Source organism: Chryseobacterium ginsengisoli (assembly GCF_039542325.1).
GTDB lineage: Bacteria > Bacteroidota > Bacteroidia > Flavobacteriales > Weeksellaceae > Chryseobacterium > Chryseobacterium ginsengisoli.
Genome location: NZ_BAABHX010000005.1, coordinates 154501 through 177139, shown reverse-complemented (window position 1 = coordinate 177139; position 22639 = coordinate 154501). Strand labels below are relative to the sequence as shown.

Annotated in this window: 26 protein-coding genes; 8 read left to right on the top strand and 18 right to left on the bottom strand. The window is 33.9% G+C overall.

Annotation, left to right across the window (positions count from 1 at the left end):
- Positions 1 to 64 precede the first annotated feature (64 nt).
- From ABD940_RS16040 to ABD940_RS16020, 5 genes are all read left to right on the top strand, one after another.
- A complete protein-coding gene (locus ABD940_RS16040; RefSeq protein ID WP_345206161.1) occupies positions 65 to 1342 on the top strand; it encodes a chloride channel protein in 1278 nt (425 codons plus the stop codon).
- 132 nt (positions 1343 to 1474) lie between these two features.
- Positions 1475 to 2665, top strand: coding sequence for an ADP-forming succinate--CoA ligase subunit beta (gene sucC / locus ABD940_RS16035; protein ID WP_345206159.1), 1191 nt, complete (start codon positions 1475 to 1477; stop codon positions 2663 to 2665).
- A 78-nt stretch (positions 2666 to 2743) separates the two neighbouring features.
- The gene (locus tag ABD940_RS16030; RefSeq protein WP_345206156.1) at positions 2744 to 3241 is read left to right on the top strand and encodes a hypothetical protein; all 498 of its coding nucleotides are present in this window, start codon (positions 2744 to 2746) and stop codon (positions 3239 to 3241) included.
- An 86-nt stretch (positions 3242 to 3327) separates the two neighbouring features.
- Positions 3328 to 3777, top strand: a complete 450-nt coding sequence (locus ABD940_RS16025; protein ID WP_345206152.1) for a hypothetical protein — start codon at positions 3328 to 3330, stop codon at positions 3775 to 3777.
- An 18-nt stretch (positions 3778 to 3795) separates the two neighbouring features.
- On the top strand, positions 3796 to 6000 hold the full coding sequence (locus ABD940_RS16020; RefSeq protein ID WP_345206150.1) for a reprolysin-like metallopeptidase: 2205 nt from the start codon (positions 3796 to 3798) through the stop codon (positions 5998 to 6000).
- Positions 6001 to 6056: 56 nt separating this feature from the next.
- Here ABD940_RS16020 and ABD940_RS16015 read toward each other — a convergent pair whose 3' ends face one another.
- Positions 6057 to 6938 (bottom strand): mechanosensitive ion channel family protein, encoded by an 882-nt coding sequence (locus tag ABD940_RS16015; protein WP_345206147.1) that lies wholly within the window; start codon positions 6936 to 6938, stop codon positions 6057 to 6059.
- A 101-nt stretch (positions 6939 to 7039) separates the two neighbouring features.
- Between ABD940_RS16015 and ABD940_RS16010 the strand changes: the two genes are divergently transcribed.
- The gene (locus tag ABD940_RS16010) at positions 7040 to 7675 is read left to right on the top strand and encodes a peroxiredoxin (protein ID WP_345206145.1); all 636 of its coding nucleotides are present in this window, start codon (positions 7040 to 7042) and stop codon (positions 7673 to 7675) included.
- 107 nt (positions 7676 to 7782) lie between these two features.
- On the opposite strand, the gene ABD940_RS16005 is transcribed toward ABD940_RS16010, so the two are convergent.
- Together ABD940_RS16005 and ABD940_RS16000 are read right to left on the bottom strand one after the other, a co-directional pair.
- Positions 7783 to 8376, bottom strand: a complete 594-nt coding sequence (locus ABD940_RS16005) for a hypothetical protein (RefSeq protein WP_345206143.1) — start codon at positions 8374 to 8376, stop codon at positions 7783 to 7785.
- Between the two features lie 165 nt (positions 8377 to 8541).
- A complete protein-coding gene (locus tag ABD940_RS16000; protein WP_345206140.1) occupies positions 8542 to 8988 on the bottom strand; it encodes a hypothetical protein in 447 nt (148 codons plus the stop codon).
- Positions 8989 to 9229: 241 nt separating this feature from the next.
- On the opposite strand from ABD940_RS16000, the gene ABD940_RS15995 reads away from it, so the two are divergent.
- Positions 9230 to 9565, top strand: a complete 336-nt coding sequence (locus ABD940_RS15995; protein WP_345206137.1) for a hypothetical protein — start codon at positions 9230 to 9232, stop codon at positions 9563 to 9565.
- A 14-nt stretch (positions 9566 to 9579) separates the two neighbouring features.
- Positions 9580 to 10377, top strand: a complete 798-nt coding sequence (locus ABD940_RS15990; RefSeq protein WP_345206134.1) for a GLPGLI family protein — start codon at positions 9580 to 9582, stop codon at positions 10375 to 10377.
- Positions 10378 to 10435: 58 nt separating this feature from the next.
- Here ABD940_RS15990 and ABD940_RS15985 read toward each other — a convergent pair whose 3' ends face one another.
- From ABD940_RS15985 to ABD940_RS15915, 15 genes are all read right to left on the bottom strand, one after another.
- Positions 10436 to 10846: a phage holin family protein gene (locus ABD940_RS15985; protein ID WP_345206131.1), complete on the bottom strand. Its 411-nt coding sequence runs from the start codon at positions 10844 to 10846 to the stop codon at positions 10436 to 10438.
- Between the two features lie 2 nt (positions 10847 to 10848).
- Positions 10849 to 13461, bottom strand: a complete 2613-nt coding sequence (locus tag ABD940_RS15980) for a hypothetical protein (protein WP_345206127.1) — start codon at positions 13459 to 13461, stop codon at positions 10849 to 10851.
- 7 nt (positions 13462 to 13468) lie between these two features.
- Entirely contained in the window at positions 13469 to 14308 is an 840-nt protein-coding gene (locus ABD940_RS15975; protein WP_345206124.1) for a phage baseplate protein, read from the bottom strand.
- A gap of 3 nt (positions 14309 to 14311) precedes the next feature.
- Positions 14312 to 14830: a hypothetical protein gene (locus tag ABD940_RS15970; protein WP_345206121.1), complete on the bottom strand. Its 519-nt coding sequence runs from the start codon at positions 14828 to 14830 to the stop codon at positions 14312 to 14314.
- Positions 14830 to 15732: a hypothetical protein gene (locus ABD940_RS15965; RefSeq protein ID WP_345206117.1), complete on the bottom strand. Its 903-nt coding sequence runs from the start codon at positions 15730 to 15732 to the stop codon at positions 14830 to 14832. Before ABD940_RS15965 ends, ABD940_RS15970 begins: the two co-directional genes overlap by 1 nt.
- A 1-nt stretch (position 15733) precedes the next feature.
- Positions 15734 to 16024, bottom strand: a complete 291-nt coding sequence (locus tag ABD940_RS15960; RefSeq protein WP_345206114.1) for a hypothetical protein — start codon at positions 16022 to 16024, stop codon at positions 15734 to 15736.
- Positions 16024 to 16227: a hypothetical protein gene (locus tag ABD940_RS15955; protein WP_345206111.1), complete on the bottom strand. Its 204-nt coding sequence runs from the start codon at positions 16225 to 16227 to the stop codon at positions 16024 to 16026. The genes ABD940_RS15960 and ABD940_RS15955 overlap by 1 nt, the downstream gene beginning before the upstream one ends.
- Before the next feature lie 6 nt (positions 16228 to 16233).
- On the bottom strand, positions 16234 to 16725 hold the full coding sequence (locus ABD940_RS15950) for a hypothetical protein (protein WP_345206108.1): 492 nt from the start codon (positions 16723 to 16725) through the stop codon (positions 16234 to 16236).
- Entirely contained in the window at positions 16722 to 17687 is a 966-nt protein-coding gene (locus tag ABD940_RS15945; RefSeq protein WP_345206104.1) for a late control protein, read from the bottom strand. Before ABD940_RS15945 ends, ABD940_RS15950 begins: the two co-directional genes overlap by 4 nt.
- Positions 17687 to 18298, bottom strand: a complete 612-nt coding sequence (locus ABD940_RS15940) for a DUF6046 domain-containing protein (RefSeq protein ID WP_345206100.1) — start codon at positions 18296 to 18298, stop codon at positions 17687 to 17689. The genes ABD940_RS15945 and ABD940_RS15940 overlap by 1 nt, the downstream gene beginning before the upstream one ends.
- Complete coding sequence (locus tag ABD940_RS15935; protein ID WP_345206096.1) at positions 18298 to 20055, bottom strand: tape measure protein; 1758 nt, start codon at positions 20053 to 20055, stop codon at positions 18298 to 18300. Before ABD940_RS15935 ends, ABD940_RS15940 begins: the two co-directional genes overlap by 1 nt.
- Positions 20056 to 20177: 122 nt before the next feature.
- Positions 20178 to 20357 carry a hypothetical protein gene (locus tag ABD940_RS15930; protein ID WP_345206094.1) on the bottom strand — a complete coding sequence of 60 codons (180 nt, stop codon included), beginning with the start codon at positions 20355 to 20357 and terminating at the stop codon, positions 20178 to 20180.
- Between the two features lie 56 nt (positions 20358 to 20413).
- Entirely contained in the window at positions 20414 to 20962 is a 549-nt protein-coding gene (locus ABD940_RS15925; protein WP_345206091.1) for a hypothetical protein, read from the bottom strand.
- An 80-nt stretch (positions 20963 to 21042) separates the two neighbouring features.
- Complete coding sequence (locus tag ABD940_RS15920) at positions 21043 to 21468, bottom strand: hypothetical protein (protein ID WP_345206088.1); 426 nt, start codon at positions 21466 to 21468, stop codon at positions 21043 to 21045.
- A 7-nt stretch (positions 21469 to 21475) separates the two neighbouring features.
- Positions 21476 to 22639 carry a DUF2586 family protein gene (locus ABD940_RS15915; RefSeq protein ID WP_345206084.1) on the bottom strand — a complete coding sequence of 388 codons (1164 nt, stop codon included), beginning with the start codon at positions 22637 to 22639 and terminating at the stop codon, positions 21476 to 21478.

The window sequence follows — 22639 nt, the reverse complement described above, 5'->3', positions numbered from 1 at the left end:
CCGTTAACAAAAGCTTGAAAAATATCAACAACAAATGATGATCGTAATTTTAAAATAAATTAAAATGAAAATCAATAGAAGAAGACGGTTAATCAGAACATTTGATCTTTTGGATCAACCCATCAGATTCAATCCTTTTGTATTCAGCCGTACTTTTTTCATGTGGGCAATCACAGGTTTGGTTGGCGGAATTATTGCTGGTCTTTATTGGATCGTCCTCGAACATTTTACAGAATTTTTAGCTGAATTTCAAGGTTGGATGGTGATTCCGACGATGGCAATTTCAGGTCTTTTGGCAGGATTGGTGATTCATTTTATCGGAGATCCGGGAGAAATTCATTTGATTGTCAATAACATCAGATTTAATAAAGGAAAATTAGAACCGAAAAACAACCCTTCCATGATTTTGTCGTCACTTTTTTGTGTGGCATCGGGTGGAAGTTTAGGTCCGGAAGCACCTTTGGTCCAGGTGACGGGTTCTACGGGAACTTATCTTGGAAAATTATTCAGATTAAAAGGCGAAGAATTACGTTCTTTAAGTATTGCAGGAATGGCTTCAGGTTTTACGGCGCTTTTCGGTGCTCCGCTTGGCGGAAGTTTGTTTTCCTTAGAAATTCTGCATCATAAACACGCAGTTGAATATTATAAAGCCATTATTCCTGCGTTGGTGGCGAGTTGTTTCAGTTATCTGATGTTTGCTTTGATTATTCATTTGGGAATCGGGGCGACTTGGGATTTGAAAGCATATCATTACACAGGTGTTTACGATTTTGCGTATGCAACAGCTTTCGGAATTGTCGGAACTTTATTTGGCTGGATTTTCATTTTTGTTGTAAAATTTTTCAAGAAGGTTTTTGAATACAGAAAATTTCCAATTTACATTAAAACTTTAGTTGGCGGGATTATTTTAGGAATTATCGCTTTCTACTTTCCATTGACAAGATATTTCGGACATAACGAAATCAATCAGCTCATTCATGGAAATTTTGCTTTGAATTTTTTAATCATAATCTTAATTTTCAAAATAGTAGCGATTGCAGTCACCGTAACTTCTGGTTGGAGAGGAGGATTTATCATTCCGCTTTTCTTTGTGGGAACGACGTTGGGATTAATTATTCACAATTTATTTCCGACCGTTGATACAACTTTAGCGATTGTAAGTTGTATGGCTGCAATTAATGCGTGTGTAACGAGAACTCCGATGAGTACAACGATTATTTTGGGAACTTTAACAGGCTTTACATACTTCGTTCCGATACTTTTTGCGAGTTTAACAGGGTATTTTTTAGCACCAAAAATTCCTTTTATAGGTTCGCAGTCTGAAAAATTATCCGAAGAATAGAGCAAATTTGAAAGATATGTTAAAAATCAAGTCAAACAGACTTTAAATTTTAAGTCAATAAACTTGAACTTCCGTGTCTTTTTATTAAATTTGTCAACCTTTAACTATTAAAATAAAATAATAAAAAATAATATGAATCTTCACGAGTATCAATCAAAAGAGATTTTATCAAAGTATGGAGTAGCTATCCAACGTGGTTTCGTTGCAAACAACGTAGAAGAAGCTGTAGCAGCTGCTGAAAAATTGACTGCTGAAACCGGAGCTCAGGCTTGGGTTGTAAAAGCGCAGATCCATGCAGGTGGTCGTGGTAAAGGTGGTGGTGTTAAGTTTTCTCCAAACATGGATAAGCTTAAAGAAAACGCTGAAAACATCATCGGAATGCAGTTGGTAACTCCACAAACTTCTGCTGAAGGTAAAAAAGTACACTCTGTTTTGGTTGCAGAAGATGTTTATTATCCTGGAGAATCTGAAACTAAAGAATTTTACGTTTCTATTCTTTTAGACAGAGCTGAAGGTAAAAATACAATCGTATATTCTACTGAAGGTGGTATGGATATTGAGCACGTTGCAGAAGTAACTCCTCATTTGATTCACAACGAATTGATCGATCCTGCTTTGGGTCTTCAAGGTTTCCAGGCTAGAAAAATTGCTTTCAACTTAGGTCTTGAAGGAAATGCTTTCAAAGAATTTACAAAGTTTATCACTTCTTTATATAATGCTTATACAGGAATTGATGCTTCTCTTTTCGAAATCAACCCTGTGTTGAAAACTTCTGATAACAAAATTATCGCTGTAGATGCAAAAGTAACTTTGGATGGTAACTCTTTGTTCCGTCACAAAGATCTTGAAGCTCTTAGAGATACAAGAGAAGAAGATCCTATCGATGTTGAAGCTGGTGAAGCTGGTCTTAACTTCGTGAAATTGGACGGTAACGTTGCTTGTATGGTAAACGGAGCTGGTCTTGCAATGGCAACTATGGATATCATCAAATTATCTGGTGGTAACCCTGCAAACTTCTTGGACGTTGGTGGAACTGCTGATGCTCAGAGAGTACAGACTGCTTTCGGAATCATCTTAAGAGATCCAAACGTAAAAGCTATCTTGATCAACATCTTCGGAGGTATCGTAAGATGTGACAGAGTTGCACAAGGTGTTGTAGATGCTTATAAAGCTATGGGAAGCCTTCCTGTTCCATTGATCGTAAGATTACAGGGAACTAACGCTGTTGAAGCTAAAAAATTAATTGACGAGTCAGGTCTTCCTGTACATTCTGCAATTACTTTGGAAGAAGCTGCAAACAAAGTAAAAGAAGTTTTAGCTTAGTCTAAAATTTTTATATAAAATTAAAAACCGTTTCATTTTTGGAACGGTTTTTTTATTTTTGAGACAAAATAATAATCGATGAAAAATATAAATATTCCGAATCCCTGTTCAGAAAATTGGGAAATGATGTCTCCACGGGAAAAAGGGAAATTTTGTTCTGTTTGTAATAAATGTGTAATTGATTTTACTCAAAAATATCCGGACGAAATTCAACGGATTATTGAGGAAAAGAAAGATGAAGAAGTTTGCGGGAGATTTTATAATCATCAATTGAATAAAGTTGATCAGTCTGAAAAATTGAAAGCACAATTCTTTAAATATATTCCTACTTATTTTCAAAATAATAAAATTACATTAACTGTATTTTCTTTGATTTTATTTTTAACGGGATGCTCTAAACAGCAAAACGAATCTTGTACAACAACTACGGGAATGATGGTTTCGAATGTTGAAACAGATACTGTCAAAAATAAAGATTATATTATGGGTGAAGCCAAAATCGTTGAAAATGATTCGGTTGCAAAAATTTATAAGAAAGATAGTGTCACAAGAAAAAGTAAATCTTCAAAAAAATAACCGTCTCGAAATTGAAACGGTTTTTATGTTAAAAATCTAAATAATTCATTTTAAAATTGTTATTTTTACAATAATTGAGTTTTAAAATGAAAATATACCTTTACTTTTTTCTTTTTTTATTTCTTAATTGTCAATCTCAAATTGCCAGCAATAATGTGGTGCTTCAGGAAAAGCGAATCCAATTTGAAGATAAATCACATTATCCTTTTACTTTAACTCAAAAAGATTTTCTATTAATTAATTCTCAGCAAAAAATGGATGAGGTTTTCAATCTTATTCATCAAAAAAATAGCGGAAACAGATTTTCGCCAATTCCTGCAATTGTAGAAAACGAAACTTATATTATTATTAAACCTCAATTGAGAAATTCTAATGATGTTTCAATTGACAAAATAAGTTTAATTAAAAATATACTTTACATCAACGTATCAGAATTTGATAATCCCGATTTTACTAAAACAGCAAGAATATCACCTAACATTTTATTAAAACTAAATGGAAATATAACATTCAGAAAAATCATCCTTAAATACTAATATATAAAATTATTTCTCATGAAAACTAAAACATTAATTGTCTCGTGCCTGTTGATTGCAGCGCAGAGTTTTGGTCAGCAAAATTACTGGTCGAAACTGAAAGATAACAAAGTGAGTAGGGAAAACCTTCAGCCAAGATGGACAACTCCCAACAATTTTTCTTTGTATCAGGTAGATTTAGAAAAAATTAAAACTGATCTTAAAAAAGCTCCACAACGTTTTTCTAATGACGAAAGTGTAATCATTAAATTTCCGGATTCTGATGGGAAAATAAGAGATTACATCATTCAGGAAGCATCTGTAATGGAACCAAAACTGCAGTCAAAATTTCCTGAGATCCGTTCTTATACAGGTTGGCAAAAAAATCATCCTGAAAACTCAATTCGTTTCAGTGTTACTCCATCAACGGGACTCAGTGTGATGTATTTTGATAATTGGGAGGTTAGCTATCTTGACAGTTATGCAAAAGATAATTCAGCTTTCATTTTATACAAAAGAAAAGATTTGCCAAAAAACGACAGACTTTTTGAATGTAATGTTGAAAATGAATTAGACAATTTAAAAAATAATGGTTCAACAAACAAAGCTCCTTTAGTTTCTGATGGACAATTCAGGAAATATCGATTGGCTTTGGCTGCAACTGGAGAATATACAGCTTTTCATGGTGGAACTGTAGCTTTGGCAATGGCTGCAATGGCAACCACAATGACCAGAGTAAATGGAGTGTATGAAAAGACAATTTCCACAACAATGACAATGATTGCCAATAACAATCTTTTAATATATACAAATTCCGGGACAGATCCTTATACAAATGGAACTCCGGGAACAATGATCAATCAGAATCAAACCAATACAGATGCTGTTATTGGTGCTGCGAATTATGATATCGGTCACGTTTTCGGTACCAATAGTGGCGGATTGGCTGGTTTAGGCGTAGTTTGTGTTTCAGGAAATAAAGCTCGTGGAGTTACAGGTTCTGGAGCACCTATCGGAGATCCTTTTGATATTGATTATGTGGCTCACGAAATGGGACATCAATTTGGCGCAAATCATACATTCAGAGCGGCAACTTCTTCTTGTAGTGGTAATTTCAATAATTCTACGGCTTATGAACCGGGAAGTGGAAGTACAATTATGGCATATGCAGGAATTTGTGGAACGGCGAATAATGTGCAGAATAATAGTGATGCTTATTTCCATGCTGCAAGTGTTTTGGAGATGTATGCAGTTTTGCAGAGAGGGACAGATTGTGCAGTGAAAACTTCAAATAATAATGGAGTTCCGACTGCAGATGCAGGTTTGGACTACATTATTCCACAGGGAACAGCTTTCGTTTTGACAGGAACAGGAACAGATCCGAACGGAGATCCGTTGACGTATCTGTGGGAACAATATGATAATACAAACAATACACAACCTCCTGTTTCTACAGCAACGGCAGGTCCTGTTTATCGTTCGTTGACTCCGGTAACTTCTCCTTCAAGATATTTTCCTGTGTTAAGCTCAGTTGTTGCTAATAATTTAGTTCCAAAATGGGAGGTTACTCCAAGTGTTGCAAGAACGTTGAATTTTTCCCTTGTTGTAAATGATAATAAAGCAACCGGAAATCAGGCAGCAAGAGATGCTATGGTTGTAACGGTAACGAGTGACGGACCTTTTACGGTGACATCACAAGGAACAGGAGGTGCTTCATTTAACGGAAATTCTTCAATACCTGTAACCTGGAATGTGGCGGGAACGAATACAGGAACAATTAATACGCAAAATGTAACAATTTTATTGTCTAAAGATGGCGGGCTTACTTTCCCGACAGTTTTGGCAGCAAGCGTTCCGAATAACGGATCAGCAAATGTAATGCTTCCGAATGAAAATGTTGCTTCTGCGAGAATTATGGTGAAAGCTTTAAATAATATTTATTATGCTCTTAATTCTGCAAGCTTTTCTATTGCGCAGGTTGTTTTGGCAACGGCTGAAAATAATGTGAAGAGTTTTTCTATTTATCCGAATCCTTCTCATGATGTAGTAAATGTTATTTTGAAAAACCAATCACAAAAAGCTGATTATTCATTATTTGATGCTTCAGGAAGATTAATTAAAAACGGAAACTTTAAAGGTGAAACTAAAATCAGAGTGAATGATTTGATCAACGGAAATTATTTACTTTCTGTAGTTTTAGAAAACGGTGAAAAAGTAACTGAAAAATTAATTATTAAGAAATAAGTGATTTATTGGTATAAAAAACAGAAAAGCAACCGTTTTAATGGTTGCTTTTTTTATTAATCGTGATTTTCGTTGATTAAACTTTCTCCATTGGTAATATTGATACTTGTAGGAGTTACCAATTGAACTCCGTCTGCATCGAGACGTTGTTTTATTTTTAAATAAGCCTCACTTTTTAGCTGAACCATATTGGCTCCGACTTTCATCCAGAATTTTGCCTGAATATTAAAAACCCCCTGTTTCAAATCTGTGAAAATAACTTCTACAGTGTCTAATCTGTCAATATTTTCTAAGCTCTTCACAACTTCCATAATTCCTTTTTGAGCCTTTGTAATATCTTCATCTGCGGGAATTTCAAAATTTAAAATAATTCTTCGCTGAGGTGAAGCGGTAATATTGTAAAACGGAGCATTAAAAACAACCTGATTCGGAATGTATGCTTTTTTTCCATCGTCAGTAATGATTTTTGTTGTTAAAAATCCGATTTCCTGTACCGTTCCGGAATGAGCTCCAATTGTGATGTAATCTCCAACCTTAAAGGCTTTATCAATCCCAATCAGCATTCCTGAAAATATACTTGAAACAAGGTCTTTCAAAGCGACCCCTGCAATAACCCCTGCAACTCCCAAACTTCCGATAAATTTCCAAAGGAAACCGCTGAATCCCATAATTTCAAGGGCAACAAACGTTCCCATGACCATAATTAAAAATCTGAAAATACTTATTAAAGTAACTAAAGAACTTTCTTTTTTACTCTTAGGAAAGAATTTATGGAAAATTTTTACAGCAAATTGACTTAAATATTTACTCGTAATCAGGAAAAATGAAAATACCAGAACTCCGACCACTAATTTTGGAGTAAGCTCTGCTAATTTTAAATACCAGTTTTCTAATACATTATATACAACATCAATATATCCTAGACCATTTTTCTGCATGATTGGAATTTTTTTTTTGATTAAAGATATAATTTTTAAACAAAAATTTTGCCAGTTCCAAAAACTCTACTAAATTTGTAGACTAATAAGAGCAAAATATTATGTCAATTAAACTAGGAGATACCGCACCGAACTTTCAGGCAGAAACTTCTGTGGGTGATATTAATTTTTATGAATATTTAGGAGATTCTTGGGGGATTTTATTTTCTCACCCTGCAGATTATACTCCTGTTTGTACTACAGAATTAGGTTACACTTCAAAACTGAAGCCGGAATTTGATAAAAGAGGAACGAAGGTAATTGCTTTAAGTGTAGATGGAGTAGAGGATCATCAAAACTGGATTAATGATATTAATGAAACCCAGAATACAGAAGTACAATTTCCGATCATTGCAGATAAAGACAGAAAAATTTCCGAGTTGTATGATTTTATTCATCCGAATGCTTCTGTAACGGCAACAGTTCGTTCTTTGTTAATTATTGATCCTGATAAAAAAGTAAGATTAATTATTACTTACCCTGCTTCAACAGGAAGAAATTTTAATGAAATTCTAAGAGTACTGGATTCTCTTCAGTTAGTTGATTCACATAAAATAGCAACTCCTGTCAATTGGAAAGACGGGGAAGATGTAATTGTTCCACCATCGATTTCTACCGAAGATGCAAGAAAAATTTTCCCGAAAGGAGTGACAGAAATAAAGCCGTATCTAAGATATACGCCTCAACCGAATACATGATTTATTTGATTTTTTATAGTTTAGTTTTAATTTGTACGAAAATCGCCTCAGAAAAGTTTTCCGAGGCGATTTCATTTGTAAGTGTATATGAATGTGTGAAGTGATTCTTATTGCGATACATCTCTTGCTACTTGCTTAGCTTTTGACGTAGGAAGATAAATACTAAATCCAACATTGAAAGTAATATTTGAATTTAAACCTTCATTACCAAAACCAGCCTGTCCCTGATATTTAACTAAACCTTCAATACCGATATTTGGAGTAATGAAATATGAATAACCAGGACCAACACCGAAGTCAAGACCAGTTGTAGAATTTCCACTTTCTACAGAAGATCCTCCGATACCTACGTTTCCTTCAAGAAACCATCTTCCGTGGTTTAATAAGTTATCAACACCTTTTTCTCCTGGAGAAAGATAGTAACGTCCTAAACCTCCAACTGCATAATCAAATCTTGTTGGGCTTCCGTTTGTTACTTTGCTGATAGCTAAATTAACATATCCACCGACTGCAACATTATCTTTAATAAAATATGCTCCTTTTGGCTGGATTGCAATATTGTATCCACCACCAGTATTAAGTCCGAAGTTACTTGATAACAAACTACTTCCTACCAACCAGTTGCCTTGTTGTATTTGAGCATTCGCAGTTGTAGCTAAACCTGCCACCGCTAGTATTCCTGATAAAATTAACTTTTTCATAATTTATTATTTTTAATATTTAGTGCTTACTATTCGTGATTTCAGAAAATCAATAAATGTGCCATACTACTCAATGTTTAGTGAATATTAGCTTCTTGATATTGATTAATTCATTCTAATAGTCATGGTTTCAGCAGTGTAATTAAAATTATAAATACATTGATTTTAGATTAAAAGTAAAATAATAGACACGATAAGTCCTGCAATGGTAAATATCATTCCTCGTTTAAAAATTTTCGTTTTAGGATTAAACATCCAGAAACTTGAGATCACAAAAAAGAATAATGCAACTCCAAAAAATGCATTTAAAGGAGAAAGAGTATCTTTTGATTGTGCTTTGTGAAGTTTTGTCATTTTGTCTAAAAGGAAGGGAAGTTCTTTTTTAGAATATTTTGCCTGTCCTGTTGCCGAATCGTAAGTTCCCTGCTTAAATTTTAAAATGGTTCCTTCTGTTTTTTCAACCTCAAGACCCTTCATTTTCAATTCTTTTCCCAGTTCTTTTTCAGAAAGATCTTTCGCGATGATTTTATCATACTTTTTTTCTTTCTTTAAAAAATCGGTGTCGCGGTAAATATAATCGCGATTTCCAAAAGTCCTAATTAATTTTTCCAAACGTCTTAAATTTCGACAAATAGAAAGCATCTCTAAAGATGCTTTTATTGTTTTAATATGTCTTTAAACGCTCTTTAAATAACCTTTAAACAATCTTTTTTAATGACCTTACGGATTTCCGTAACTGAAATACATTTCAATCTCGTAATTATGCAAATGTAAGTTTTTATAAATAATCGCGATTTATCAATTTACATGTGTATTAATTTAATAGTTTTAACAAACCAAAAAACTAAACATTATGAAAAAAACATTTTTTTTAAGTGCATTCATTGTTGCTGGATTAGTAAGCGCAAAGAATGTTGATGTAAAAAAAGACAAGGAAGGTGAAAAAACCGAAAAAAAAGCATCAGAAACACAACAAGAAGATCCCACTGGTAGAATGCAATGCACACAAGTAGGAATGTTGGTGTGGTGTACGAATGAAGTTGTTGCAGACACCGTTTGTTGGGGAGAAGGTTCTGGAACCTCAACTTATCAACAAGCTATGCTGGATGAAGTTCACAACTCTCAATTATTAACCGAATATTTTTGCGGACTAGGAACTGGAAGCGGTCCAAATAATGGTGGTAATTAAAAAAAATTAAACAAATGCGGTTTTATATATTCTTTTTACTATTGTTTAGTTGCTGTTTATACTCTCAATCGGACAGCATAAAATCTCAATATGAAGTTATTTACAGAGTTAAAATGCTTTCTGATACAAGTAAGACAAAAGATTTTAATGAAATGGAGGAAGACCTTTCGCTTTTGATAAAGGGAAACAAATCACTATTTAAAAGCACAAAAAAAGCTATTCGAGATTCTGTTGCCTATGCTATAGGCAAAAAGAGTTTTGAAAATCCTGTTAATGGAATGGTTGTTTTAGACATGAAAGCCGTTCCGGGTGTTAACTTTAAATCTGAAGTTTTTTTAAATGACGGCAAACAAACGATATATAAAGAATTATTAAAAAACCGTTTTTCTTACCCTTTAGAAGATGCAATTGAATGGAAAATTGAAAGCGAAACAAAAACTATCGCGTCCTATCTTTGCAAAAAAGCTATTGGGAAATATAAAGGACGGGAATATGTAGCATGGTTTACGGATTCCATCCCATTTCCTGACGGTCCATATGTCTTCAAAGGTCTTCCGGGTCTAGTTTTGGAAGTTTACGATTCTAAAAACTATATTTCATTTTCAATGATAAGTTTTAAGAAAGTTGAAAAACCAATCATTGTAATGAAAGATGTTGCCAACACGAAGTATTCAACATTTCACAAAGCCCGACAAAATTTTTTAGACAATCCTTCAGGAACATTAAGTTCCCAAATAGGATTAACTATAAAACCGAATGATGCTTCTAGAATTAATGGAAATGTCAAAAGGTTTAATAATTATATCGACTAATGGTAAGTAACCTTTAGGTTATTAGTTTTTAAAGATAAAAGCATCCTTAAGGATGCTTTTATCGATTTTCTTCTTTTGTGAGATTTTTTATCTGAAACGTTAGTAAACGTCGTACAGGTCTAACGAAATATTTAATAAAGTCATTATTTCCCATTTCTTCCATATTCTCGAAAATACTTAGGATTTCAATGTAAATCATTATATAAATCATTGTATCGCCAAATATCCAACTGAATTGTTCACCTATTTTTACTTTACTATTGTAGATAATATTTAACAATACCATTGCAATTACAATGCTCCCTCCATATTGACAGAATTTAGTAAACGTTTTCCTTAAACCTTCAGAAGTCCGCCTTGTTCCGTTTATTGTTGCTTTTCCAATACCAAAACCCAAATCAAGAACAACTAACGCTAAAAGGGCTATTAAAAGAAGTCCATCAGGACTATAAAAGATATATGTTTTCATAATTATTTATAAATTCTAATTTCAAACGCACCAAGTTCTCCGGCTGTTTCATATGCTGAACCATTTACAGCGTTAACAATCTTAATATTAAAAGTATTATCATCAATCCTATTACCTAAAACCTGTTTTGGAGCTCCCCCATCAGTGGCGTTTATCTTTGATACAGACCAAACTTTGCCAACAGGAAAAGCACCTAATAAAGTTCCATTATAAGAACCTGTTCCGACTCTTTCCCAAATGATTGCTCCAACCGTATTTTCAAATATCGGAAAGACTGGAAGTGCTGGCGATCCAGTTAACTGAATGTTTCCAGTGTAAACCTTGTAAGGCTTTGAATTATCTAAGTGCTTTTTCTGAATGAAATCCCCATCATTTGTAGGGTTAAAAACTGTTTGAGAAGAAACACCTGTACTTCTATCAACTTTAATAATATCTGACAAATAAACAGACTGAACAGCCGTATTTCCTAGCGTTGTTGTGTTATTGCCATTACCTATAGCATTTGCGCCAATAACAGTTTCATTATTTGAATTTACACCATCTTTAAATTTAGCCCTGTTTCCAATAATCACACCATCAAAAACATTCTCACACCATCCATTTGCTGAACCTACAAACACGGATGTTCTAGATTCTTTCACCAATAAAGCCGAACCACTACCAACAGCCGTAATTTCATTCCAATTATTAGTGTCAACATAATTACCAACAAATTGCCCTAAAGCTCCATTTCCTAATATTGTAGACGAACTAAGATTTAAACCATTGGAAGCGATATTCTGACCTACAGCAACAACCCTATGAGCTGTTAACGTATTTTGTAAATTACTATGACCAAAAATTTGATTTAATCGAGTTACTTTCGCTTTCTGTAAATTACTATTACCAAATAAAGTGGTCGTATTAATTGAATTAGCTTTTGTCAAAGAATCAGTTCCAGCAATAAAATTGTATGTTCCTGAAGCGTATTTTCCGGCTGTATTTTTACCTATTGAAACATGATTATCCAAGTTGTTCCCCGTTCTCACTTCTAAAGTTACATTTCCGGCAAAGTCTCTCACTTCCTGAACAGGAATTTGATTTTCATTATTTTTAACATGTAATAAAGAAACTGTAACATCACCCGTGATTGCTGATCCATCCAATACAATATCAAAATAGTTATTCGATATACTCGTAATCTCAACTAAATTGTTATTTGTACCCAGCCATGAATCAGGATTTCCACTGTCCGAAGATGCCCCAATAGAATAACCCCATGTCCCCGTGCTTCCTAAATTTGAATGAATCGAAAACAAATAAGATTCTCCAACCGTTAAACCAAAATAGACCCTGTAATTTCCGGCTGGCGAATTATTCAATATCAATTTTTTAGTTGCCGGATCATATGTTGCATTTGAATTAGCGGGCGAAGAAGTCAAAGACAGTTCAATATTTTCAGTAGGAACTTTGTTAAGTTCATCAGTAATTTGATTCCTAATAACCCCGTTTACACCAAAATATTTATTTCTAAAATTCCCTTCTACAAGAGGTCTATAATTAGGATCAGGACTACCATTTCCATAATGTTCGTGAGCTCCAATTAATAAATTATGACTTGTACCATGTCTTTGAAGATTCTTTGAAAATCCAAATCCTATCAAGACATCATTATCTAAATAATTGTCTTGTCCTGCTTTGTCAAAAATATTCCCACCCAACACCAAGGAATTAAAAATATATCTGAAATTCCTCACATTATAACCTGTAATAACAGAACTGTGAACATCCCCGCACCAAATCTCGTTTCCAGTTGCAACAACATTTGACATCATTGGACTTCTTAAATTGAAGCCGTTGGAAGCGATTGCAACTCTGTTAGGATCATTATGTGGAGCTTTTGCATTATTAATACCTTTGCCCACAGCCGTCACTGAATCTGCAATTTGAATATCGTTTCCGGCAAATAATCCAGTGCCGAAAAATGTGAAGTTAGTACCGTCATTGAATCCTTTAGCGATTAAGGAACCATACGCAACTAAAGAATCGTGTGCCGGGTGTCCCGGACGATAATTTGTATCACCTGTAAAATCCTGAAAGATATCCGTTCCGTGAATAACGTATCTCGAACTATATCCTGAATCGCCTTCATCTTTTCCGACATAATTTGGAAGGACATTCCATCCCGAAATTACAGCATCATGCATTACAGTGTCCGAAAGATTTGACTCGCTATTAATGGTTCTTTTGGCTTGATCTACAAAAAATGGCATATAGTTTTCCTCAATATATTCTTTGGTGAAAACATTCCCATCAACTCCATTTGAAGGATTATCAATAGTAGCCATATTTTCAGGCAAACTCATGACCTCTAATTTATCTTTCCATTGCTGAACATCGATGTTTGAAGCGTCAACATTAGCTAAATTTTTAATAGCATTTGCATAAACTTCTTTATCTAATTTATTTTGTAAAGATGTTTCTAAATTTTCAACACTCGAAATTGGCAGTTTGTCAAATTTATGCCAAAGAGAAGCCCAAGATTTTTGGAACTGTTCTTGTGTTGGATAATCGCCAGTCTGAAACCAGCTTTGTATTGTATTTAATGGTACTGTATCAGTATTATTAATTGGCATTGTTTTTTTATTGAAAGTTAGGTTCTATGAAATATGCTATAATTGATGGCTGTATATTATTGTGAGGTTGATCCCCGCCAACAGAAGGATTATTGAAGTTTGAACCACCTCCGCCATTTGCACTGGCTCCGTTTTGATTTCCAGTTCCTACTTTTTCTCTTCCTGATGTGGTTCCATGTGCATGGCTTGGTAGCTCCGAAACTGTTAGTTTATGTCTTTTCTCTCCTAAAGTTCCTTTTAATGTCGCAAAGGAAAAATTAGCCGGATCAATATCATTTGGATCAAGTCCGACAATTGTTTTTCCGCGAATGTCAATTGCTTCTTTCCATCCATCTGGGATTTCATCAACTGGCTTAAACCAAGCCCAAACAATACCTCCGTTAATAATTGGTGCAGTTTTTATTTTTAATACTTCAACTTCATCTTTTAAAGCATTAAAATCTGTAATACTTACACTATTATTTACCTTTATTTGTAAGCTTTTTAATGTTTCTAATCTGAAGAATTCAGACCATAAATATTGTGTTGATGAATCCCCGAATTTGACAACTTTCTTTTCTACTAAAACTTTGTCCGTCGTATCTTGAAAAGTTTTTACAATTTCTTCAGTATGAACATAAACATTTGTATATATGTTTCCGCCTTCAAAATATAAAACATCTCCGTTTATAGCGACTACACCCGGACTTACATTTTGTCCTGTTATTACACAGCCTGAAAGTATTGTCAAATGCCCTGCTAAATCTCCTAACACATTATAAGTTTCTATTGATTCCATTACAACCGCCATAACATCATTTGTTAATGGAACACCGCCTGTTTGCAACCATTTTATATTAATTCTCATTTTTTAAATAATTTTGATGTCATAATTTTTACTTTGAAGGACATAAAAGTTTATTTCCGCCCTTAATTGTGCCTGATCTATATTAGTGTTTGGAATCTCAACAATAAAATCAAATTCACTTGTTAGCTCTGATTCCATTCTTAAATAAATCGGTTTATCATCCCCATTAACCCACTTCATTTTATTGTTAATATTTCCGCTGAAATATCCGGGGCTCGAAGGATCAATTTCTCCTTCAGTATAAATAAAAACTCCTTCATACTGGACGGCTTTAACGATTTTAATTCTTCTTGAAACTGTGTCGAAAGCATCATTTAGCCTTTTTTCCATTGAAAATTTTTGGTAATTATGATTCATTTTTATTAAGTTCCTTTTCCGAACCTTCATAAATTCTATGTATAATAATTCCATTGGATAAATAAGCATTATGATAAAAGCTTTCATTATTCTAGTCCTCAAAAAGGTTGGTAAATACCAAACAGCCAGTTTTCGAAAACTAATGTCAAATAATTCATCTTTCATTACGCTTCAGGTTGATAATTAAAATATGTTATTCCGCTCCAATCTTCTTGACCTGTCATTTCATCCTTTATTGTAAATCGTCCTGATTTTGGTATTCTTGAAATCGTAATAGGTTGATAATTCCCATAACCTCCAACAGTAGCGTCAATCCATTTACTTAATACATTAAGTTCTTGTAAATCTCTTACGCCTTCAGTTGCTTTAATTGCTTCACGTAAACTTTGTACACTTAATTCCCCGTTAAATGGTGTGTTTAATAAAAATTTCTTTATTGTGTCCTGAACTGGAAAAAGTCCGGTGATTTTACTCATCCCTGTTGTGCTTAAAACCAAAGGATCAATTGCGACCTTGAAAGAAACTTTTAAAATATCAGGTAAAAAATTAACAATTACGACTGTGTCTCCTGTTGCTTGAACTTTTTCTATATAATCACCAAAAGCAAGGACTTTTTCATCCGGTAAAATATCGTCTGTATTTTCTCCTGCAATTTTCATTGATATTCTAATTTTATTATCAACTCCCTTACTTCTAGTAACAGCACAATACTTGATTATTTTTGACTGCTCAATTTTTTCCGGTGTAGCTTCGATAATTTCACCGTTTTCCTCATAAGTGGTTTTAAACTGATCTGTTTCAGATATTAATTCAAAACCATATTGAAATTTGAATGCTAAACCCCTATACCAATAAAGATTTGGGATTTTCTGATTAGCAATTTTTTCTTCAATTTCTTTCAGGTGCAAATTGCAAGCTTCTTGAAAATTAAAAATCATGAATGCAATAACCTGTAATAATTGTCTCCATACTGAAGATTTACTTGTTGATGTTAATCCGGATAAATCAGCATTGGATTCCTTTAATGCGATCATCTCATTTATAATATCTTCAAAAGTCTTTTTCATGTTATTTTATTCTAAAATTTCCGCCTATTTTCATATAATCAATTCCTCCTAGTTCTGTAATAGCAAACTCAATATTTCCGGTTGCTGGATGAATCCTTTTTGCTTTGAAGTATGACAAAATATCATCATCTATTTTTAGGGCTTCCGGCTCTTCGAAAGTCATTCCAGATGTTAAATCATCTGAAACAGATTTCCCGTTTGCAATGGCTATTTGGAAACAGTTTTCAACATTTCCGGTATATTGAATAGAAATGTCTAGAAGTGTCTGATTATGCAATACAATATTTTCCACTATGTTATTTTTCCTAAAGTCAATGCACCGCCATTTGGAGGACAAACACCCGTAACAGTTGCATTTGTTAATAATATTTTTATTATCTCATAAATCACATCTACCAAATCATCTAAAGCCTGATCCGGATCAGTTGTGTTATTTCTTACAGTTTGCAATTTTGTTTTTATGACTGCCTTTGCTTGTGCTTCTACAATTGCCATTTAATTCTATTTTAAAAATTGATTAAACCGTGTTTTAATTTCCTGAAATTCCAAGTCATTTAATAATTTAATGGTTACACCTGAATTTGTTTGGAATTTCATATTTCTGCAAGCCTGAATAAAATCAGACATCATTTTTTTTAAAGTTTCATTCTCTTTTTTTAAAAGAAAACCTTCATTATCGATTTGTAATTGTACATTCCCAATTTTCAGGTCAAAGTCTTCGATTTCACTGAAAAACTCAACATAAAGCCTGTGTAAATCTTCATTAATCGGAGAAACTAAAACATAACTTCCAACCTTTGGATAAAGGAAAAACCGTTTTCCATTTTTCTCTACAGTTGCAGAAAGTTGTACATCTGTATAATCAATAGAATCGTCATTTACAGTACAGGTTCCGTTTTCTTTATCGACTGATACAACCTTTGCAGGAAAAGTATCAACACCTCTTTTTGACAATTGCTTAAAGGCGTTTTGTAGGTCTTTATTAATTATCATAATTTATTGCTAAATGTTGCTTTTCTACGTGCTCCACTAGTCCCGAAAGTTGTGACAACAGCTTTAATGAAATAATTTCCTTCACGATTTTTATGTTCAGAATCTCGAACTTCAGCCGCCATTCCGCGCGTTACATAAGGAATTAAAAAACTTGTTACATCACCTTCAAAGCCGTCATACTTTAATTTTTTTATTTCGGCTTTTGCCATTTCTTCAAGCTTTTTTTCATCTGAAACAACAGAAGTATGATAAGTTCTTAATTCGCCGTCCGGATCGCCAAATTCATAGCTTTTTTTCTTATTCTCTTTGTCTATATAAGTATATCGGACTTTAATTTTTTTATCTTCTGAAGTTTTGAATTCAAGGTTATTTTCTACCAAATTATAATTGAGATCGTAAATAACTCTTTGCCCTGTGTTCGTCAATTGTTGTAACCCACAATAAAGACTTCCATCATCTTCTAAAAAAACCGTCATTGATAAATTATCCTTTAAACCCTGTAAAACCTGTGTTCCGTTTGCATCTTTGATAATGTATTTATCAAGCGCAACACTGGGGATTCTTTTTGAAAGTTTTATTGGTGTGTCTTTTACAACCTCTTCCAAAATTTCTTTCATTGTTGTTTTACCAAAAGATTTTGTAATGTTTTTTCTTCGCAGTAAATACATTGCGTCCTCACAGTGAATTTCTAAAGGAATTTTCCCTTTTATCCGTGCAACAAAGCCTTCAAATTCTACTCCCTCATATTTACCCTCGTATGCTAAAGTAATTTTAACAGGATCACCCGTTTTAATAACCTCTTCAGTAAATTTTTGTTCGTTATTATCTCGGACTTTAAATTTCAATGGCATTTTGATAATTGCCGTATCAACAAGTTCTTCAACCGATTTAGTAACTTCAACTTCATTAATAGAGTTGAAAATAAAATTTCCAATTTCAACTGTTGCTTTTAAAATAAACATTATCCAAGTGCTGTTATTAATCTGTTATTTTTTTCCTTCTCCTTTAGATCGGCGTAAAAGTCCTGATCTGATACAGCCGTAATTGTATATTTCTGTAAGCCCTGTTCACCTGCCATTTCATCAAATTGAATTTCTTTTAAAACTATTTGCCGAATTCCAAACATTTCAAAAAATGGATTAGAAACAACTTCCAACGATTCGTTTATTTCAAACATTTCGTGCAGTTCCCGAACCTGTTCCGTCGGGTATTCTTCCAAATTATCCGGATTCATGCAAACTCCTTTGATAGATATTTGATAATCTTCTGTACAGATATATTCTTTTACAGTTCCTTTTCTTTCTTTTCCGACGGTTGCAGTTTCTACAATTGTTTTTGTTAATGATATTGAAACAAGTGGTTCATTTGGGCATGAAAATTCATTTCCTTCCTTATCCATTACTTTCAATGTCAGGAAATACTTTTGCCCCATCTGAATGCCCGAAACCGAACCATTCAGAGAAGGCAAAACCATTTTCTCCTTATTCTTTGCCCACCAATTTGGAAAAGGTGAACCGATGTAATCAAAATGCGCCCTTGCTGTAAGTTCTTTGATATTAAATTCGTATTCCATTAGTTTGTTTGCATTTGATTCGCGCTGTTAACCGCTCTTAATAAAAGTTCCTGAACTCGATCACCTAAATTATTTATCCCGTCTTCCGTTTTATTGACATTAATCACGGTTTGATCTTGAAGTTTATTTATATTAATTGTGATGTGAGTAAGTCGAGAACCGCCACCGGTTATACTATCGCCCGCCTTCTTTTTGTCTTTATCTTTTCCTGTTGAAGGATCATCTTTCTTGCCTTTTCCCGTCAGACCAGGTATTGCGTTTAAGTAATCATTTTTATTTCCGGTTTGTTCGCCTTTCAGACCTTTAAAAGAATCTTTCATCTTTTTAAAGTCATTTTTCATTGCGTCTGTATCGAAACTTACTCCGATTCCTTTTGTAGCATTTAAAATTCCCTGTGCGTTATTTTTAGTAGTGGCAACATAATCTGTGAGTTTTTTCCCGTAATCGCCTTTCAGTTTGGAAATCTCTCCTTCAGCACTTGTTTTTACTTTTTCTGTAACTTTTGAGAATGCTCCGGAAAAGTCCCCGTCCATTGCTAATTTTATAGCATCCCCAACTTTAGAAAAGACTCCAACAATTGTTTGTGAAGCGTCTTTCGCATATAGTACAATTAAGTTAAAACCAAACTTGAATGTTTCAACACCAATATTGAAATGTGCTTTTATTTGATTCCAAACAAGTTCAAAAATAACTTTGATATTTTGCCAGCTTTCAGACCAACCATTACTATATTTGATTAACATTCCGATAACGGTAATCAAAGCAACAATTCCTATAACAATCCAACCAATTGGGGAAATTGCCAAAACAAGATTAAATATTGCTAATGCAATTGCTACATCTTTTAAAATCGGTGCAAAAGGTTTAATTGCACTGATAAGCCAAAGCATACCTTCTTTAAACCAAGTAACCACAACCAAAACGCCTGACATTATACTCCCAAAAGTATCAAGAGCATCACCGCCGTCTTTAAAGTCAAAAATTGCTTTAACTAAATCCCATAAAGCCAACGCAATCGGCTGTACATTTTGCCAAAGAACATCAAACCAGTGTGCAATTTCGGGAAGGTGTGCTTGTAAGAAAGCCAATCCATCGGACATAGCCCCCAACGCTTCACCAAAAACACCACCTCCAAAACTTCCAACTGCAACTAAAAACCCCCAAACCTGATCTTCTAAATTCGCGATTTGACCGCCTAGAGTTCTCGAAACAACTTCCATTGATCCAGCAACCCCTTTCATTCCTCCGAATTCTAAAATCGCGTCTCGGATTGCCTTCTCATTATTATTAACTTCTTTAGTAATTCCTTTAAAAGTTAATTTTACTTTATCACCTTCTTTTTGGGCTTTTACTCCAAACTCTTTCATTCTTTCAAATTCACCGCTTTGAGCATCAAGAATACCTTCAACTAATTGATCGAATGATTTTCCCTGTGATGAAGCTAAATCTCCCAATTTTGTCAATTCTTCATAGGTAGGATAAACACCACGATTGACAAGTTTTATAAATCCGCCTGTAAGCTCGTTTAATTGATAAGGTGTCTTTTGAGCGAATTCAGTTAAAAGAGCCAAAGCCCCTTGACCTATTGTCTTACTTTGAAAGGTATTAGCCAGTACCGCGTCAAACTTTTCATATTCCTGCCGGGCTTCTATTACTTTGTGAGTAAATGCCATAACACTACCAAAAGCAAAAGCCCCAACCAAAGCTCCTTTAAGTTTTCCAAGCGATCCGGAAACAACACTTGATTGTTGATTCATGGTTCGCATTGATCCAATTAGATTCCTTATTCGAGTGTTTGCTACTCCTGCAGTATTAGAAATGTTTTGCAATTGAGAACTAGCGTAATTCCTAATTCTTACTATATATTGATATACATTCATTATGAGTTTTCTTCAGATGCTTTTTTTTCTTGTTGGCGGATAAACTCCAAATCCTGTAATCTTTCCGCCCAATCTTCATCACTTAAAGAATCAGGATTCGGAATGTGCATGTAGTACGTTAAAAGTGCGTTGTAAATTCTGATTGCTGTCTTTAAAACAAAATCATTTTTCTGAAGCACTAAATTTTTTGCTAAGTCTTTAGACGAGTCAATTTCATTGTCGATAATTGCCCCGTCTAGAGCTTTTTTAGCTGTCCTATTTTTTTATTTTGCAATTTTTCCAATTCTTGATATAAAGGAAATCTGATTTCAGGATTGTTTTTATTGTTAAATCCTTCTGTTTTTTCAGTAACTACCATATCAAACAAATATTCCTGTGATAAAAAAGGCTTTGATTGTGGATTCTTTTTTTCACACATCCTTAAATCCTCTCTTGTAATCACCCTAACAACACATCTTTCGTCACCAATCAAAATTTCTGTCTGTCTGTTTTCAAGATCATTGGTTACTGCATCAGGATATTTAAAGAAATCAAGCAATGTTTTTTTGGCAGGTAAGAAATAATCATCATTAGTTTTAATTTCCGTATCTCCACCAATCCATAGAGCCGAAAGCATTTCTTCACCAAATGCAATCTCAGTTTCTTTCTGCATTGCAGTAACCGCCCTTTTAAAATCATTCATGTTCGGGTCTTTTAAATAACCTGTTTTATCTTCTATTGGAAGTTCCCAAACCCCGCCAAACTTTTCCTTCCATTCGTTAATTTGATCTTGCGTAACTGTCATTTTTTTTGTTTTCATTTAGTTAATAAAAGCCCCACCCAACCTATTGAAGTGGGGTAAATTTTAAGATTATGTTTTAAATTTTATTGTTGTGGTTTAAGCTTCAGAAATATGATAGGCAATTCACAAAGCATGTTTGTATCACCTTGCGACATTCCTTTTTTTACCTCCGTAAATTCACAGCTTTCAAGAATATCTGTGACTGTTTGCCCGCCGTCTTCCGGCACATAAGAAACTACTAAGTCAAAATTAAGTGCAAGAATATCTTTGTTTTTTGCGTCTTCTGTCATTGCTTCCAATTCGGACTGCCAAATAATTAATTTTCCTTCACATTCTTTGTCACCTCTTAAAATCTTATGTCCTTCATTTCCTCTACCTTTTAAAACTGATTTAGTTTGTTTAACAGTGTATTCGACATTTGTACAACCTGTAACGATTCGACCACCCATTGAAACAGAAACTTCAGCCCAAGAATATTGGGAACTACTAAATTTTTCGTTTCCTGCCATTTTTTTATTATTCGATATTTGTTGTAAATCCTATGTTAACGACTATATATTTTGCATATCCAACGGGCTGAAGGGCAATCTTCACATTAAGAATTCCGGTTTGTAAAACTTTTTGATTTTCATCTATAAATACTCTACGCCCGCTTAATTCTCCCGTTTCTATCATTAACCCATTAATTTGAGTTTCAACATTTGTTTGCCAACTTTTAATGATTGCCGGATGAATATTTCCTGAAGCTGTTACAGGAATTTCATCAAGCAACTCATTTATCAAGGTGTTGTAAGAAATTAAAATTGCTTTATCCATTACAAAACCATTCGCCAACGATTTAAAATCGTCACTTTCTTTTGTTAATGTTGGATCATCTGAAAAGAAAAACCCTGCACGCCCTACATAATTTCTTAAAAAGATGTAACCCTTATCATGTATTGTCTCCCAAAAATCAGAGTTGCTTTCTACCTTTGCCCCATTAGTGAAATAGGCTTGAATTTCTTCAACCGCTCCATCTTTTACCCTTCCAATATTTCTTTGCACTGGAATGGATGCAATACGAGCCAAAGCCAAACCAATTGAAGCTTCTTTATTTCCGTCTGTATTTGAAACCAAAATCGAAACTCTATTGTAATTATTTTGACCGTAATCTTTTAGATCGGTTGCAGAACCTGTATAATTATTTCCGGAAATGATAACACGAAAAGGATAATATTTACCTGCGTAATAATCTGCTAAATTTTGCGAAGCAATTACTGAAGCGTTTACATCAGCATCAAGAGCGTCTAACGCTGTTTCCGTGCCTGAAGACTTTTTAATTAATCCTAGAATTCGAATTTTTCCACCAGCATCTTGAATTAACCTTGTTGCAATATTTCCCGCTTTATCTACCATTTGAGCCATTGTTGTGGCATCGGAAACAAGCATAACCCATAATTCTGCATTTTCACCAGCATAATCATAAAAATGTTTGATATGCTTGTACGCAAAAGGATTTGATGTTTCATCAATTCCAAGATTTTTGGCTTCTTCTATTGAAAATAATTGATAAGATTTGCCAATTGTTACTTTTGTGGCAACGCTTACACCTGTGATAATTAATCCGGGTATTTTTTGAATATCTGCCTGTAATCTACCAAGCCCCGTCGTAGATATATTAAATTTAATATTTGGTAACAT